The organism is Halorientalis pallida (genome assembly GCF_004118325.1).
Classification (GTDB): Archaea; Halobacteriota; Halobacteria; order Halobacteriales; family Haloarculaceae; genus Halorientalis; species Halorientalis pallida.
Map to the genome: position 1 here is coordinate 191,460 of NZ_RDFA01000003.1, position 14,972 is coordinate 206,431.

Annotated in this window: 15 protein-coding genes and 1 pseudogene; 6 read left to right on the forward strand and 10 right to left on the reverse strand. The window is 68.5% G+C overall.

The genetic code is table 11. From position 1 onward, the window contains the following. Positions 1-42: 42 nt before the first annotated feature. Positions 43-948, forward strand: coding sequence for a phosphatase PAP2 family protein (locus tag EAF64_RS09665; protein WP_227738933.1), 906 nt, complete (start codon positions 43-45; stop codon positions 946-948). A 42-nt stretch (positions 949-990) separates the two neighbouring features. Then, positions 991-1,782, forward strand: a complete 792-nt coding sequence (locus EAF64_RS09670; protein ID WP_129068776.1) for a cyclase family protein — start codon at positions 991-993, stop codon at positions 1,780-1,782. 12 nt (positions 1,783-1,794) lie between these two features. Here the strand turns inward: EAF64_RS09670 and EAF64_RS09675 are convergent, their stop codons facing one another. From EAF64_RS09675 to EAF64_RS09705, 7 genes are all read right to left on the reverse strand, one after another. Next, on the reverse strand, positions 1,795-2,601 hold the full coding sequence (locus EAF64_RS09675; protein ID WP_129068777.1) for a hypothetical protein: 807 nt from the start codon (positions 2,599-2,601) through the stop codon (positions 1,795-1,797). Between the two features lie 23 nt (positions 2,602-2,624). After that, positions 2,625-3,878, reverse strand: a complete 1,254-nt coding sequence (locus EAF64_RS09680; RefSeq protein ID WP_129068778.1) for a PQQ-binding-like beta-propeller repeat protein — start codon at positions 3,876-3,878, stop codon at positions 2,625-2,627. Positions 3,879-3,928: 50 nt separating this feature from the next. Further along, on the reverse strand, positions 3,929-4,525 hold the full coding sequence (locus tag EAF64_RS09685; protein ID WP_129068779.1) for a DJ-1/PfpI family protein: 597 nt from the start codon (positions 4,523-4,525) through the stop codon (positions 3,929-3,931). 91 nt (positions 4,526-4,616) lie between these two features. Then, a complete protein-coding gene (locus tag EAF64_RS09690) occupies positions 4,617-5,402 on the reverse strand; it encodes an HAD-IIA family hydrolase (RefSeq protein ID WP_129068780.1) in 786 nt (261 codons plus the stop codon). A 78-nt stretch (positions 5,403-5,480) separates the two neighbouring features. Next, positions 5,481-6,869 (reverse strand): ATP-binding protein, encoded by a 1,389-nt coding sequence (locus EAF64_RS09695; RefSeq protein WP_129068781.1) that lies wholly within the window; start codon positions 6,867-6,869, stop codon positions 5,481-5,483. Positions 6,870-6,980: 111 nt separating this feature from the next. After that, positions 6,981-8,390, reverse strand: a complete 1,410-nt coding sequence (locus tag EAF64_RS09700) for a hypothetical protein (RefSeq protein WP_129068782.1) — start codon at positions 8,388-8,390, stop codon at positions 6,981-6,983. A 2-nt stretch (positions 8,391-8,392) separates the two neighbouring features. Next, a complete protein-coding gene (locus EAF64_RS09705; RefSeq protein ID WP_129068783.1) occupies positions 8,393-9,136 on the reverse strand; it encodes an ABC transporter ATP-binding protein in 744 nt (247 codons plus the stop codon). A gap of 167 nt (positions 9,137-9,303) precedes the next feature. Here EAF64_RS09705 and EAF64_RS09710 point away from each other — a divergent pair. Then, a pseudogene (locus EAF64_RS09710) lies at positions 9,304-10,083 on the forward strand (enoyl-CoA hydratase/isomerase family protein); the annotation flags it as partial. A gap of 17 nt (positions 10,084-10,100) precedes the next feature. Here EAF64_RS09710 and EAF64_RS09715 read toward each other — a convergent pair. Beyond that, positions 10,101-10,340 (reverse strand): CDGSH iron-sulfur domain-containing protein, encoded by a 240-nt coding sequence (locus EAF64_RS09715; RefSeq protein ID WP_129068785.1) that lies wholly within the window; start codon positions 10,338-10,340, stop codon positions 10,101-10,103. A 103-nt stretch (positions 10,341-10,443) separates the two neighbouring features. Between EAF64_RS09715 and EAF64_RS09720 the strand changes: the two genes are divergently transcribed. After that, the gene (locus tag EAF64_RS09720; protein WP_129068786.1) at positions 10,444-12,072 is read left to right on the forward strand and encodes a potassium channel family protein; all 1,629 of its coding nucleotides are present in this window, start codon (positions 10,444-10,446) and stop codon (positions 12,070-12,072) included. Here EAF64_RS09720 and EAF64_RS09725 read toward each other — a convergent pair. Together EAF64_RS09725 and EAF64_RS09730 are read right to left on the reverse strand one after the other, a co-directional pair. Beyond that, on the reverse strand, positions 12,063-12,908 hold the full coding sequence (locus EAF64_RS09725; protein ID WP_129068787.1) for a DUF7537 family lipoprotein: 846 nt from the start codon (positions 12,906-12,908) through the stop codon (positions 12,063-12,065). The two genes, EAF64_RS09720 and EAF64_RS09725, sit on opposite strands and share 10 nt — an antisense overlap. Positions 12,909-12,985: 77 nt before the next feature. After that, positions 12,986-13,597, reverse strand: a complete 612-nt coding sequence (locus EAF64_RS09730; RefSeq protein WP_129068788.1) for a DUF998 domain-containing protein — start codon at positions 13,595-13,597, stop codon at positions 12,986-12,988. 131 nt (positions 13,598-13,728) lie between these two features. On the opposite strand from EAF64_RS09730, the gene EAF64_RS09735 reads away from it, so the two are divergent. Both EAF64_RS09735 and EAF64_RS09740 read left to right on the forward strand, forming a co-directional pair. After that, positions 13,729-14,262 carry a TlpA family protein disulfide reductase gene (locus EAF64_RS09735; protein ID WP_129068789.1) on the forward strand — a complete coding sequence of 178 codons (534 nt, stop codon included), beginning with the start codon at positions 13,729-13,731 and terminating at the stop codon, positions 14,260-14,262. Further along, positions 14,259-14,972, forward strand: a complete 714-nt coding sequence (locus EAF64_RS09740) for a cytochrome c biogenesis CcdA family protein (RefSeq protein WP_129068790.1) — start codon at positions 14,259-14,261, stop codon at positions 14,970-14,972. Before EAF64_RS09735 ends, EAF64_RS09740 begins: the two co-directional genes overlap by 4 nt.

Sequence of the window (14,972 nt, forward strand, 5' to 3'; positions counted from 1 at the left end):
CGTCTCGCGTCTCGGCGAGCGCGTCGTCGTGCCACGAGCAGTGTGATCGTGTTCGCACTCGCACGCGGAATCGGCGTCACGGAGCGCCTGCACGGCCAGGCCGGGACCGTCGGCGTCGCGCTGTTCGCCCTGCTCACGCAACTGGGTGACGTGTGGTTCCTCTTCGTCCTCGGCGGCGGGGTCTACGTCGCCGGGAGCACGGTCCCGCGCCTGGCGGTCGACCGCCGCCAGGGGCTGTTCGTCTTCGCGCTCGTGGTGACCTACGTGGTGCTGGTCAGCACGCTCAAACCGCTGTTCGGGCTTCCGCGACCGCCCGGTGCCGGCGAGGCCCCCGCAGTGGGCTGGCTCCCGCCGATCCTGGCCGGGGTGTTCGAGAACATCACCACCGCGTCTAGTTCCGGGTTCCCGAGCGGACACGCACTCGGAGCCACGATGGTCTGGGGCGGAGTCGCGCTCGTCATCGATGGAGTGCGCGACCGGGTGCGGTTCGGCCTCGCCGCGGTCGTCGTCGCCATCGTCGCGACCTCGCGCCTCGTCCTCGGCGTCCACTACCTGGTGGACGTGATCGCCGGCGTCGGACTCGGGCTGGCGGTCCTCGGCGCGTGCTACTGGCTCGCCGACGGCGGGACCGACCCCGGCCGCGTCCTCGGCGTCGCGGTCGCCGTCGGCGTCCTCGCGATGTTCGTCGACGGCTCGGCCATCAGTGGGGCTGCCGCCGGTGCAGCCGTCGGCTCGTGGCTCGTCTGTCGTCGCGTCGCCGACACCGTCCCGATCCGCGCCACGAGCCGCGGGGAAGTGATCGCCGGGATCGTCGTGCTGGCGATCGTCGGTGGGCTCTCGGGGGTCCTCTACGCGCTCGATCCGCCGGTGACGGTAGCGTTCGTCGGCGGCGCAGTCACCGGTGGTGGTGCCGTCGCCGCGCCGATGATCGGCACACGGGCAACCTGACGCCGGGAAAGTTCCTTGTCGTCCCTGCCCGACGTGGACCGCATGGACTTCGCCAGCAAGCGACTGATCGACCTGAGCGTCGGCCTCGAACCGGGCGTCGCGAGCGAACCGTTCCCGCCCCAGATCGGGTACATGGACCACGAGGAGGGTGCTGCCCGACTCGCCGGCAACCTCCAGGCGCTGGGCCACGACGTGGCGGGCGAGGAGTTCCCCGACGGACAGGGCCTCGCGTGGGAGGAGATCACGGCGATCCCCCACGCCGGCACCCACCTCGACGCGCCCTGGCACTACGGCTCCGAGTGTGACGGCGAACCAGCGAAGACCATCGACGAGATTCCGCTGGAGTGGTGCTGTGGCAACGCCGTGATCCTCGATTTCACCGATCTCGACGCGGGCGCAGAGATCACACCCGAGCAGATCGACGACCGGCTGGCCGCCCTCGACCACGAACTCTCGGCCGGCGAACTGGTGTTCATCGAGACCGGTGCCGACGACCTCTGGGGCGAACCGGAGTATCTCACGGAGTTCCCCGGCATGGGTGCGGCGGCGACGAAACACCTCGTCGAGCAGGGGGTGAAAGTGATCGGCACCGACGCCTACGGCTTCGACAAGCCATTCGACGAGATGGGCCGGCGCTACGTCGAGACCGACGACGAGAGTGAACTGTGGCCCGCCCACTTCGCCGGCCGCGAGGTCGAGTACTGTCAGATCGAGAAGATGGCGAACCTGGACGAACTGCCCCGCCGGACCGACGTGCCGGTCGTCACCTTCCCCGTGAAGATCGCCGAGGCCAGCGCCGGGTGGGTCCGGCCCGTGGCGATGGTCGAGGCGTGAGTCGACGGCGGGTCAGGCGTCCGCGGCGTCGGCAGTGCCCTCTTCACCCTCGTCGCTCGGTTCGGTCCAGTACGCGAGGACGGCCATCGTGCCGACCTGCGGAACGCCGACCAGCACCGTCGCGAGCCCGCCGCCGAAGAAGCCGAACTGCCGCGACAGACCGAACACGCCCAGCAGGAGGAGAAAGAGGGTCAACGAGATGCCGTAGCCGCCCATGCGTCGCCAGCTCGTCCGGACCGCGGTCGCGATCGACGCACCACGCACGGCAAGCGGGAACGCGACGAACAGGCGCACGGCGACGAACAGAGTCAGGACGAACGCCGGGACGACGAGAATGGGGGCCACCAGGACGAGCGCCACGACGGGAGACAGCGCGAGTCCGAACCCGGCCACGTAGCCGACCGCGCGTGCGGCGGACGCCCCGTCGAGTGCCCGCAGGCCCGGACGGAGCCCGCCCTCGTACATCCCGACGACGGCGACCGCGCCGGCCAGCGCGGTGGTCCCGGTCGTGACGGCGGCGAACAGCGCACGCTGGGCGAGCCAGCGGAGTTTGAGCCCCCAGAGGGCGGGAAGTGGCGTCGTCACGCGGCGCTGTTCGACCGGAAGGATCGGGAATTGTAGATCGACGCCGGTTCCGGTGACTGACTGTACCGTCGTGACCGGAACGGGGTCGGCGAGCATCGCCTGCTCGACGCCAACGATCACGAGTCCGGCGATCAAAAAGGGGACGAACAGCGCCGGCCTGCTGAGGAACACGCGCATCCCGTCGCTCAGCGCCGCCGTGACACCACCGCCGTCGCTGGCGTCCCGTGTTGCCATCCCGGGAGTCCGGTACGGCACGGTCAGGCACCCCCGAAGGCACTGAGAGAGAACCCGTCCGCGAGGTAGAACCCCTCGCGGCCGATGGCGGGCTGAGACACCTGTGCCTCGCGTTCGAGTCGCCACAGCTCCTCGCCGGACGCGGCGTCGAACGCACGCAGGTCGTGGTTGTCGGGTTGTACCACGACGTCACCGGCGACGGCCGGCCCGTCGTTGGCCTCGCTGATCCCCCCGAGCGGAGCGTCCCACAGATGCTCACCGGTCTCGGCGTCGAGAGCCACTAGCCCGTCTGACTCGTCACCCAGCAGTCCGGACCCCGCGGCGTAGACGGCGTCGGGGGTCACGGACGGTGGTGTGACGTAGCGACCGTATTCGCCCTCCGGCTGGCCGCTCGTCCAGCGCTCGTCTCCACCGTCTACCTCGAAGGCCGTCACCCCCGTCTCGTGGGCCACGTACAGCGCTCCGTTCGCGACGGTCGGTTGCAGTTCGTGCCGGACCGCCGGCGTCGAGGCGGTCCACTGCTCGGCACCGTCGTCCACCGCGTATTCTGTGAGGGTTCCGTCGTAGGTGACAGTGAACAGCCGTCCGTCGGCGACTGCAGGTCGAGCTTCGAGTGTGTCGACCGGCGTCCGCCACTGGACCGAGCCGGAACTGGTATCCACCGCGGCGACGCCGTCGTCGACCGTGAATACGGTCCCCGCCGTGGCGACGGGCGGTGACTGCCAGCCGTCGCCAAAGCCCATCGATTCGAGGATCGGCTCGTCCGGCTGTTGCCCCGTCGACCAGCGCTGTGAGAGCGCATCGTCATTGCCCACCGGCAGGTCGGGACCGCCGTCGATCCCGACCGCCCGGAGCCCAGACTCCGACGCGGTGACGAGGCTCGGCGCCACGTAGGCCCGGGCGGACGCGACTGTCGGCGTAGACAGGAACTCCCGTGAACCGGTTTCGGACTCGATCAGGAACAGACGGTCGCCCGTCTCGGCATCGAACGCCACGAGTGATTTCCGGGCCACGAACACGCGCCCGTCGGAGAGGATCGGTGCGGGCGTGCTGAAGCCCATCTCTTCGAATTCGTGGCGCCACCGCTCGACCGGTTTCTCCCGTGGCACCGTGGCATCCGGAGCGTGTGCGGTCCCCGCGGGGTCGTGTCGGTACATCGGCCAGTCCGGTCCGTCGGACCCGTCGGCGCCAGTGGCAACCAGCGCCCCGGCTCCGAATCCGAGGGCACCGATGCCGGAGAGAAGCGCGCGTCTGGAGAGGGGAGGGCGGCGTGTCACGCAGACCCGTTCCCGCGCCACCCTCGACAACCTTATGGTTCGGTGACCAGTCAGTCGTCCGCCGGCGCGACCGGCTCCCCGTGTTCGATGTCGGTGCCCAGCATCTCCAGGAACTCCGAGAGCCACTCGACGTGGTCGCTCCAGTCCTGGCCCGTGACGAGGTTGCGGTCGCGAGTCACCTCGTCGACCCAGGAACAGCCCGCCGCCTCGGCCTCGGCCCGCACGGCGGGATAGGTCGTCATCTCGTAGCCGTCCAGCACGTCCGCGGCCGCGAGGATCTGTGGCCCGTGACAGAGCGAGGCGACGGGCTTGCCAGCCTCGAAGAAGTGCTGGACCGTCTCGATCACCGACTCGTGTGTGCGCAGGTACTCCGGCGCGCGGCCGCCGGGGACGACCAGCGCGTCGTAGTCGGCCGGGTCGATGGCGGCCATCGTCTCCGTCACCGCGAAGTCGTGCCCTCGGGCTTCCATGTAGGTCTGGTCGCCCCGGAAGTCGTGGATCGCCGTCTTGCAGGTGTCGCCCGCCTCCTTGTCCGGACAGACCGCGTCGACCTCGTAGCCGACGGCCTGGAGCGCCTGAAATGGCACCATCGTCTCGTAGTCTTCCCCGAAGTCGCCGACGATCATGAGGATCTGCTTGCCAGTCATAGTGGGTCCGTGTTCGGCTGGAACACGGGGTGTGTTAACGGACGCCGCAGACATAAAACTAGCCGGCGGGGGCGACGGCCGGCGACTCGCCTCAGCCGAGCAGGGCCGGCACGTCGCCGATGTCGTCCAGCACGTGATCGGGCGTCACGTCGGCGTCGGCCACGTCGTCGTGGTCGGCCGCCCCGGTCAGGACGAGGGCGGTCGTCATCCCGGCGCGTTCGCCCATCGCGATGTCGGTGTCGAGGCGGTCGCCGACGAGCAGGCACTCACCTGGTGATATATCGAGGGCGTCCCTGACGGCGTCGATGGCTTCCGGCGAGGGCTTGCCCATCACGCGGTCGGGGTCGCGGTCGGCCACGGCCGCGACCGCGCCGATGATCGCCCCCGATCCCGGAACCGAGCGGCCGTTCGACGCGGGGACCGTCCGGTCGGGGTCCGAGCCGACGAACACCGTGGTCGGGTCCGCCAGCGCCCGGAGGCCGTCGGTCATGTCGTCGTAGCCGAACTCGCGGTCCCAGGAGGCGACGACCACGTCGGCGGCGGTCGGCTCGTCGATCAGGGAGATACCGGCGTCGGCCAGCTGGTCGCGCAGGCCCGGCGACCCGATCAAAAAGCAGTCGTCGCCGCCGTGTTCGGCGACGAGATAGTCGGTGGTGACGGTGCCAGCCGACAGGACTTCGCCCTCGTCGATCTCGACGCCCATGCCGGCGAGTCGATCGACGTACTCGGCGCGGGTCTTGGTGGGGTTGTTCGAGCAACAGCACAGCGAGATGTCGCGGGCCCGGATCGCGTCGACCGTCTCGGCCGCGCCGGGCAGGAGTTCGTTACCACGGTAGACCGTCCCGTCGAGATCGAGCACCACGCCGCGATATGTCATCATCCCCGTCCATGGAAGGAACGGGCTTAACGACCGCGGTCCCGACGCGAGCGTCGAACCCGAGGCCAGCGCCGTCGGTCAGGCCGGGTCGACACCAGTGACGTCGAATCGTGCCCCGCCATCCACGCTCTCGCCCACGTCGACCGTCCACCCGTGCGCCTCGGCGATCTGTTCGACGATCGCCAGGCCGAACCCGGTCCCGTCACCGGCCGTCGAGAAGCCCGTCTCGAACACCGTGTCGTAGTCCGCCTCGGGGATGCCCGTCCCGTCGTCGGCGACGTAGAAGGCGAGAGCATCCTCGTCGCCGGAACCGTCTGCGAGTGTGCCGACCCGCACCGTATCGGCGTCGCCGTGCGTGATCGCGTTCCGAAAGAGGTTGCTCAGGAGTTCCTGCAGGCGCGCGTCGTCGGCCATGATTTCCGCGTCCGTCTCCACGACGAGTTCCGTGCCGTCGGCGTCGACGTAGGGCCACACTTTCTCGGCGGCCGTCTCGATGGTCGTCGCCACGGGGTCGTCCACGGTGTCGCCCTGCCGGGCCAGCGTCAGCACGTCCTCGATGAGTCGCCCCATCCGGTCGTGTGACCGCTGGATCGCGTCGAGTTCCTCGGGATTCTCGTCGAACTCCTCGGCCAGCAGTTTCGCGTTCATCGTCGCGATATCCAGCGGGCCTTGGAGGTCGTGTGAGACCATGCTCGCGAAGCGGTCCAGTCGTTCGTTTTTCCGCTTGAGTTCCTGGGCGCGCTCGGTCCGCTCGGTCACGTCCCGGGCGATCAGCTGGAAGGTATCCCGTTCCGTGCGGATGTCGACCGGGACGACGATGTTGTGGAAGTGCCGTCCGTCGAGTTCGCTCTCGAAGGTCCGGGACTCGCCGGTCTCCAGCACGGCCTGCCCGGCCGTGAGCCACGACTCGCCCGTCTCGGGGAACTGCTCCGTGAGCGACGCCCCACGCAGGGACGCCCGGTCGACGCCAGCCAGGTCGGCCATCGCGGGGTTGGCCGCGACGATCTCCCCGTCGCGTTCGACCTGTGCGACCACGTCGGGGGTGTTGTCGACGAGCAGTTCGTATCGTTGCTGGGTCCGCTGTTGATCGACCGCGCTCGTGATCCGGTTGGCCAGTTGCTGGTACTGCTGGTCCTCGACGACTTCGAGTTTGAGGATGTAGTCGTCGACGCCGGCGGAGATGGCCTCGCTGGCGATCTCCTCGGTCCCGCGGCCGGTCAGCAGGATGAAGGGGACGTCGCCGTGTTCGGCCCGGACCATCTCCATGAGTTCCAGGCCGTCGGGCCCGGGCATCTCGTAGTCGCTGACGATACAGTCGATCTCGGCGTCGGCCAGGACGTCCGTCGCCGCCTCGGCACCGGTGGCCCAGTGGGACTCCATCCCGTGGTCCTCGGCGAGGGTCTCGGCGGTCATCTCGGCGAAGAACTCGCTGTCGTCGACGACCAGCACGCGAATGTCGTCAGTCATGGCTCGGGGTCTCCGTGAGTGGACGACACACACAGCGCGAGACGACGGACGGACTGGCCATACGTACTATCCACAACGAATCGGCCCACTGTCAAATATCTACGGGCGATTTTACGCGCGAAGCCGGCGCTCCCACCGCGGACCGGCCCGTCGCTGGAGGAGGATGCCGACGAGGGCGGCGACCGCCGCGAGTGCGACCGCGGCGACAGTCGCACCCGGGCCGAACGCGGGTTCGACCAGCGCAGCCACCAGCAGCGGCATCGCGACCACCGACAGCGCCGCGCCGAAGGCCAGGAACCGCGGCGTGTCGAACAGGAGTTCCGTCGGCGAGAGCCCGGCGACGAACGCCGTCACGCCGAAGACGTACACCGACAGCAGCGGGAGGACGACCAGCCCCGAGAGGAGCGCCACCGGCTCGTACCAGATCGTCGCGACCCCGAGATAGACGAGGCCGGCCGGCACCGAGAGCAGGAGATACGCCCGCCGCTTCCCCGCGAAGACGGTCGCGATCGACACCGGATATCGCAGGTACTCGTCGGCGCTGTCGAACTGCGTCACCCAGCTGTACGTGGTGAACGACCCCAGCCCGAGCAGGGTGCCGAAGGCCACACCCGGCGATGGCTGGAGGCCCGTGGCGGCCGTGATCTGCCCCAAGAGCAGGGCCGTCACCGCGAACAGGACGCCCATCGAGAACAGGACCTTCCAGACGGAACCGCTGGACCGGCTCACCTCCAGAATGGCCCGCGTCGTCAACCCGTCGCCGTCCCGGAGGGCGGACTCGAGCGTCGTGAACCGCTCGCTGGCCGTCCGGTAGGCGCCGCTGTCGGCCGGTCGGAACAGGACGGGTCCGAGGACGCCGAACACCGCGACGGGAGCGAACCCGCGGGCCGCCGCGAGTGCGGACGGGTCCCGGTACAGCGCGTACGGTGTGTACACCAGCGCGTCGATACCCGGCCAAAGCACGGCCGCGACCACGAGCGCGACCGGGAGGACCACTAGCCAGCGGTTCCGGGTCGCCGCGCCCGCCAGCGTCAGCGAGAGCGTCACGCCGAGCGCGAACGCGCCGATCAGCGTCAGCCACAGCAGGGCGATTCGGCCGGGAGCGACTCCGGCTCCGAGCGCCGTCGGTACCGCGGCGAGTCCGACGGGCGCGATGAAGAAGCCGGTGTAGTAGACCAGGTCCTTCCAGAGGAAGACGGCGAGCAGGCGATTCCACGACACCGGGAGCGTCCGGGCCGAGAAGACGAGCAGCGTCACGTCACCCAGCGCGTCACGCAGGGCGTCCCGGCCCACGAGTCCGATGGTGCCGACCTGCAAGCCGAAGAAAAAGAGCAGGCCGTGCAGGCCGGCGACGACCGCGCCGAAGTCCGTGCCCGTGTACGAGAGGAGCGCGAATCCGCCTGCGGACAAGAGGGCCACGACGACGGGGAAGGCGGCGAACCGCCGACCGCCGAAGAGGTGTTCGTGGAGCCGCCACTCCTCGCGAAGCATCCGCCGGAAGAGGTCGGTCGTGAGCGACATCGTCAGTGCTGGGCCCGGCCCGCCGGCGTGTCGGGTTCGGCGTCGCCGACTTCCGCCCGGAACACGTCGAGCAGACGTTCGCCGTCGGCCAGTTCCCGTGGATCGCGCTCGGCAACGAGGCGGCCGTCGCTGACGATGGCGACCTGCGTGCAGAGTTCCTCGGCGACCTCGATGAAGTGTGTCGAGAGAAAGACGGTGTTCCCGCGCTCGACGTACTCCCGGAAGTGGCCCTTGATCTGTTCCTGCATCAGGGGGTCGAGGTTGACCAGCGGTTCGTCGATGAACACGAGGTCGGGTTCGTGGACGAACGCGGCCGCGAGCATGACCCGCTGGCGTTCCCCCTCCGAGAGGTCCGTCGAGAGCGTGTCGAGCAGGCCGGCGAACTCGAAGCGCTCGGCCCACTCGTCGATGCGAGCGGTCACGTCGTCGAGGTCCCGGACACTCCCGACGAACTCCAGGTACTCCCGCGGCGTCAGAAAGCTCGGCGGATCCTCGCGCTCGGGGAGGATGCCGACCGACTGCCGGACTGCGAGCGGATCGGAGGCCGGGTCGTGACTCAGCACGGAGGCCGTGCCGGAGGTGGGTTCCAGCTGACCGGTCAGGATCTCGATGGTGGTGGTCTTGCCCGAGCCGTTCGGGCCCAGCAGGGCGAACAGTTCGCCGTCGGGGACGGTCAGTGAGAGGTCGACCAGCGCCGACACGTCGCCGTAGCGCTTGGTCAGGCCGTCCGTCTCGATGGCGTTCATCCTCCGAGTGGTGTCGGGCCAGCGAGAAAAGGATTGCCGGGGCTTTAGCCACTGAACTTCAATTCCCACACATCCGACGCTAAAGGGTTAGGCCGGTCGTGGGCACACCACAGCCACAGAGTGGGCCACGCGGTCCACGGGGGATCAGTATGACTGACATCGACACCGATTTCGAGACGATTCGCATCGAGACGCCCGGGAACTACGTCGGCCACCTCGTGCTGGACCGGCCCGAGGACATGAACACCGTCAGCGCGCAGATGCTGGAGGAACTCGACGAGGCCGTCGACGTGCTCGAGGACCACGAGGCAGTCCGGGCCATCTACATTACCGGCGAGGGGGAGAAGGCCTTCTCCGCGGGGGCGGACGTGTCCGCCAACGGCGCGATGTCCAACCGCGAGGGCGTCGAACACTCCCGGTACGGCCAGCGCGTGTTCGGCGAGTTCCGCGAGAGCGACCTGCCCGTCATCGCCGGCATCGACGGGTACGCGCTCGGCGGCGGCCTCGAACTCTCGATGTGTGCCGACCTCCGGGTCGCCAGCGAGTCCTCGGAGATGGGCCTGCCCGAACACGATCTCGGCCTCCTGCCGGGATGGGGCGGGACCCAGCGCCTCCAGCGACTCGTCGGCGAGAGCGCCGCCAAGTACGTCGTCTTCACCGCCGAACGGATCCCCGCCGAACGGATGCACGAACTCGGCTTCGTTCACGCGGTCTACGACGACGACGAGTTCGAGGAGCGAGCCCTCGAATTCGCCGAGAACGTCGCCGGCGGCCCGCCCATCGCCCAGAAGTACACCAAACGCGCCATGCGGGAAGGGTGGGACAACTTGGATGCCGGCCTCGAACTGGAGGCCAGCGCCTTCGGCCACCTGCTCGACACCCAAGACCTGAGCGAAGGTATCACTGCCTTCGTCACCGATCAGGAACCCGAATTCGAGGGCAAGTAACGGCCGCGCCGCCCTCCTTACTCCGAGTCGGTGAACACCATCTCCGCGATCTCGTGGCGCACGTTCTCGTCGTCGTCGCCCTCGTACTTGTACAGTGTCCCGTCTTCCTCGTCTGCGGTCACCTGGTGGGAGCCGTCACAGAACGGGTAGTTACCCGACAGCCCGCACATGCAGATCGCAACGTTCCCCTGCTCCGCGATGTCGTCTTCGTCGACGATCTTCGGCCCGGTCGCCTCGTGGGTGATCTCTCGTGTCACACGTTGACGAGGGACTCGCAGACAAAAAAGGCGCGGGGTGGCTCGGGGCGCTGGGTCAGGGTCAGAAAGCGTAAGGGGTGGCTGTTCGTTAGGGTGGCTAGCGATGGATACGTGGCAGCGTCGGACGGTCTACTACGGCGTCGGCGTCGTGGTGTTGATGCTGATCTATGCGCTCGTGTACCAGCAGGTCACGGCCGTCTTCGAGCCCGAGACGTACACCTTCGTGCAGTCGCTCCAGTTTATCGTCGAGACGTTTACCGCGACCGGCTACGGGTCCCACTCACCCTGGGAGAGCACGGTGACGAACCTGGTCGTCATGGTGATGGACATCAGTGGGGTCTTGCTCATCTTCCTGGCACTCCCCGTCCTGTTGTTCCCGCTGTTCGAGGAGACGATCTCGACGACGCCACCCACTGCAGCCGACGAAATCGAGGATCACGTCGTCATCTGTTCGTTCTCCCCGCGGGTCGACATGCTGACCGACGAGCTGGAGGTCTTCGACGTGCCCTACGTCGTGATCGAGCCGGACCGGGACCGCGCGGTCGAGTTGATAGAGGAGGGGATCGAGGTCGTCCACGGCGATCCGGAGTCGATGGACACGCTCGAAGCGGTGAACCTGGAATCAGCGCGGGCGCTGGTCGCCGACGTGGACGACTCGACCAACGCCAGTATCGTCCTGACGGCCAAGGCTGCCGATCCCGACGTGCGGTGTATCACTTTCGTCGAAGATCCAGACATCGCCAGCTACCACCGCTACGCCGGGTCCGATCACGTGTTCTCGCCCCGGCGGCTCATCGGCGAGAGTCTGGCGAGCAAGGTGACCACCGGCATCACCGCCGAGGTTGGCGACGCCGTCGAGATCGGCGAGGACTTCGAGATCGTCGAGCTGCCCATCCTGGCCGGCAGCGAGCTGGTCGGCGAGACCATCGCCGAGAGCGGCATTCGCGAGCGAACGGGCGCGAACGTCGTCGGCGCGTGGTTCCGGGGCGAGTTCGTCAGCCCACCTTCGCTCGACGCCCGGTTGGACGAGCAGACGATCCTGCTGGTCGCCGGCCACGAGCGCCAGCTCGAGCCGCTCAAGGAGATGACCCTCTCGGACAAGCGCCGCCGCCGTCGTGGCCACGTCGTCATCTGTGGCCACGGCGAGGTCGGCTCGACCGTCAGAGAGCGGGTCGCTGCCGAAGGCGTCTCCTGCACGACGGTCGACAGGGAAGCCAACGGAGGTGTGGACATCGTCGGTGACGTGACCGAGAAGTCGGTCCTCCAGGAGGCAGGCGTCGAGGACGCGAGTACGGTGATCCTCGCGCTGGCCTCGGACACGATGACCATCTTCGCGGCGCTCGTGGTCCGACAGCTCAACCCCGAAGTCGAGATCATCGCCCGGGCCGACCAGACAGAGAGCGTCCGCAAACTCTACCAGGCCGGTGCGGACTACGTCCTCGCGCTCGCGACCGTCAGCGGCCGGATGCTCGCCTCGACGATCTTCGAGGAGGACATCATCTCCTACGACAAGCAGGTCGAAGTAATCCGGTTCGACGCGGGTTCGCTCGTCGGCGAGACGCTCGCCGGGGCCGACGTCCGCGCGGAAACGGGCTGTACCGTCGTCGCCGTCGAGCGGAACGGCGAAGTGATCACCGAACTCGGCCCGGAGTTCGAGATCCGAGACGGCGACAGCGTGGTCGTCGCCGGCCCCGACGAGAACATCACCGAGTTCGCCGCCCGCTACGAGTAGACCTCGCCGAGCCAGGCCGGTTCCTCGACCGTCGTCGACCCGATACCTGAGAAGACGGCGCTGGCCTCGTAACCAAAGGAGAAACCCTCGTCCGAACCCGAGGTCGCGCTGAAGCTGGCCTCGTGGATGATACCCTCGGAGTCGACGAACACCGTCCCCTGGACCTGCGTGTCGCTCCCGATGTTCAGTTTCGCGTCGGGCGTCGACACCACGGTTTCGAGGTCGTAGCGGACGAGTTCGGTCCCGTTCCGGCTGACCACGTCGGTCGCGTTGTACTCGCCCGACCCCAGGATAGTCCGCAGCAACGTTCGCCCGGTGAAACTGTCCGGTGCGGTGTCCGCGAACGGGGCGTCGACCGCCGACGAGACGGTCCCGGACTCGACGCCGGCGGATCCGTCGACGCGGTACGCTGCCGTCCCGTCCGTGACGTAGGAGGTGAAGGTGTCACCGGAGCCACCGCCGACGATCCGGGTCAGCGTCTCGTTGCTGGCCGCCTCGTGTTCGATCGTGTACTCGATCCCCGCCGTCGCCGAGCTCTGTCTCCCACCGGCGGAGAACCCCTTGGTGCCCGAGAGCGTCACACTCGACCCCGAGAGCGCGGCTTCGTGTGCGTCGAGCAGGCTGGTGACGTTCTCGATTCCGGACGGCGAGGCTCCCGCTGGATAGGCGAAGTCAGTCACCGTCGCCGTCGTGGAATCGAGTGCCTCCTCACTCGTGTTTTCCGAATCGGTCCCCGCGTCCGTGGTCGTTCCCTCCCCACCTGAGAGACCTCCTGTACACCCAGCGAGCGCGACGACAATCGTCAGCGCCAGCGTCACGAGAACTCGCGTTCGCATGTCCACCAATCGTAAATCGCTTTTTGTAAACGTATCGTTCACGTTATTTTTGTGAGCACGGGGCGAAAAGAGGGCCCTCAGGAGGCGATGTCGAGTCGGTCTCGAACGCCGAGCGCCGTCGCGACGGTCCAGCCAGCCAGCGCCGCCGCGCCGACGACTTCCGGGAGCGCCAGCCCAGGCCGGCTGACCCTGCCGGTGGCCACCCAGACGGTCCACGCGCCAGCGTTCAGGACGCCGAGGCAGACCGTCACGCCGCCGCGGGTCCGGTCGCCGGCCAGCACGCCGCCGGCTCCGTACACCCACAGCGCCAGCGACAGGAGGACGTAGAACGAGACGGCGACGACGAAGTGCGCGGCCTGGGGGAGCGGGAACACGCCGATGAGGGCCATCGAGAGCGACGTGAGTCCGAACAGTCCGATGCCGGCGAGTTCGACGAGGTTGCGCGCGGTCAGAAGGAGAGCGTACCCGAACCCGAGTGCGACGACGCCGCCGGCGATCAGGCCGCCGTTGAAAAGGAGTCGCGTCAGGTCCGTCGCGACGGGGTCGGCCGGTCCGCCGAGTTCCGAGAGTGCGTTGCCGGTCCACGCGAACGACGGTGAGACGAGCGTCGCGAGCAGGACGCCCACGAGGGAGAGAACCGGGGCGGCCAGCCCGGCCCAGACGCTCGCCCGCTCGGCTGTATCGGTCATAGACCGCCTGTCCGGACGGCGCGTAATCAACGATTCGGTCTCCGTACCGCCCCTTCGGTCGCGCTACCGGTAGTGCGGCCCTCGCTCACGATGACGCGCCTTTTTTCTACGCCCGGCCCCGAGCGCCGAGCATGCGCGGGTACGATCGTCGGACCTTCCTGGCCGCGACCGGAGCCGCCGCGACGGCCCTGAGCGGCTGTACGCAGTTGTCCGGGTCGCGCGACGCGCCGGGCGCGAGTGACGGTGACGGCACCGGGAACGACGCACAGACGCTCGACACGCTCGACGTGGGCGGCTCCCCCGGCGAGGCGCTGCCGGTCGTGCCCGAGAACACCGTCACGTTGCTGGATTTCTTCGCGACGTACTGTGCCCCCTGCAAGCCACAGATGGCGGAGTTGCGCGAGGTCCGGTCGGCGTTCCCGGACGTTCACATGCTGTCTATCACGTGGGAACGCGATGCGGCCACCGTCCGGTCGTTCTGGCGGGAGTACGACGGGACCTGGCCCGTGGCGATGGACCCCGAAGTCGAGACGGGACCGACTTACGACGTACAGGCACTGCCGACGATGCTGGTCGTCGACGCCGGCGGGACCGAGACGTGGCGGCACAAGGGGCTCGCGGAGGCGGGGACCATCGAGGCCGAACTGGAGGCGGCCCGGCAGTGACGGAGTTCGGGGTGGCGCGGCTGGCCTACGCGTTCACGCTCGGAACTGGAACCTTCTTCGCCCCCTGTGCGTTTCCCCTCCTGCCCGGCTACATCGCCTACTATCTCGGGAGCTCAGACGGGAGAGCGTCCGAGCGCCCGGTGGCGCGCCGCCTCGGTCGCGCGGTCGGCGTGGGTCTGCTGGTGAGTCTCGGATTCGCGCTGGTGTACGGTGCGCTCGGACTCTTGCTGGCCGCGGTCGGGCCGCGGATCGTCGACGACATCGCGGCGCTGGAACTCGTCGTCGGGCTGGCGCTGATCGTCGTGGGCGGCGTGATGGCGACCGGACGGTTCCAGGCGACGACCCTCCACGTCCCACTGCCCGAGCGCCGGCGTTCGGCGGCGGGCTACGTCCTGTTCGGCGTGGTCTACGCCGCGGCGGCCGCGGGGTGTACCGCGCCGCTCTTCCTGGGCGTGGCCTTCGCCGCGGTGACGACCGGCCCCGTCGCGACGGTCGGGACACTGGGCGCGTACGCCGCCGGGATGAGCGTCCTGATGATCGGTGTCACGACCGCGACCGCACTCGGTCGGGACGCCGTTCTGCGACGGTTGTCCGCGGCGACCGGTCGCATCTCGCAGGTCGCCGGCCTCGTGGTCGTGCTGGCCGGGCTGGTCCAGCTGTACTACTTCCTCTTCGTCTTCGACGGGCTGTCGGCGCTCGGGCTGGCCTGA

What these genes read in the sequence shown, in the direction of transcription:
- EAF64_RS09670 (WP_129068776.1), top strand. Translation starts at nt 991, where the DNA reads ATGGACTTCGCCAGCAAGCGACTGATCGACCTGAGCGTCGGCCTCGAA.
- EAF64_RS09675 (WP_129068777.1), bottom strand. Translation starts at nt 2,601, where the DNA reads ATGGCAACACGGGACGCCAGCGACGGCGGTGGTGTCACGGCGGCGCTG.
- EAF64_RS09685 (WP_129068779.1), bottom strand. Translation starts at nt 4,525, where the DNA reads ATGACTGGCAAGCAGATCCTCATGATCGTCGGCGACTTCGGGGAAGAC.
- EAF64_RS09690 (WP_129068780.1), bottom strand. Translation starts at nt 5,402, where the DNA reads ATGACATATCGCGGCGTGGTGCTCGATCTCGACGGGACGGTCTACCGT.
- EAF64_RS09695 (WP_129068781.1), bottom strand. Translation starts at nt 6,869, where the DNA reads ATGACTGACGACATTCGCGTGCTGGTCGTCGACGACAGCGAGTTCTTC.
- EAF64_RS09700 (WP_129068782.1), bottom strand. Translation starts at nt 8,390, where the DNA reads ATGTCGCTCACGACCGACCTCTTCCGGCGGATGCTTCGCGAGGAGTGG.
- EAF64_RS09705 (WP_129068783.1), bottom strand. Translation starts at nt 9,136, where the DNA reads ATGAACGCCATCGAGACGGACGGCCTGACCAAGCGCTACGGCGACGTG.
- EAF64_RS09720 (WP_129068786.1), top strand. Translation starts at nt 10,444, where the DNA reads ATGGATACGTGGCAGCGTCGGACGGTCTACTACGGCGTCGGCGTCGTG.
- EAF64_RS09725 (WP_129068787.1), bottom strand. Translation starts at nt 12,908, where the DNA reads ATGCGAACGCGAGTTCTCGTGACGCTGGCGCTGACGATTGTCGTCGCG.
- EAF64_RS09730 (WP_129068788.1), bottom strand. Translation starts at nt 13,597, where the DNA reads ATGACCGATACAGCCGAGCGGGCGAGCGTCTGGGCCGGGCTGGCCGCC.
- EAF64_RS09735 (WP_129068789.1), top strand. Translation starts at nt 13,729, where the DNA reads ATGCGCGGGTACGATCGTCGGACCTTCCTGGCCGCGACCGGAGCCGCC.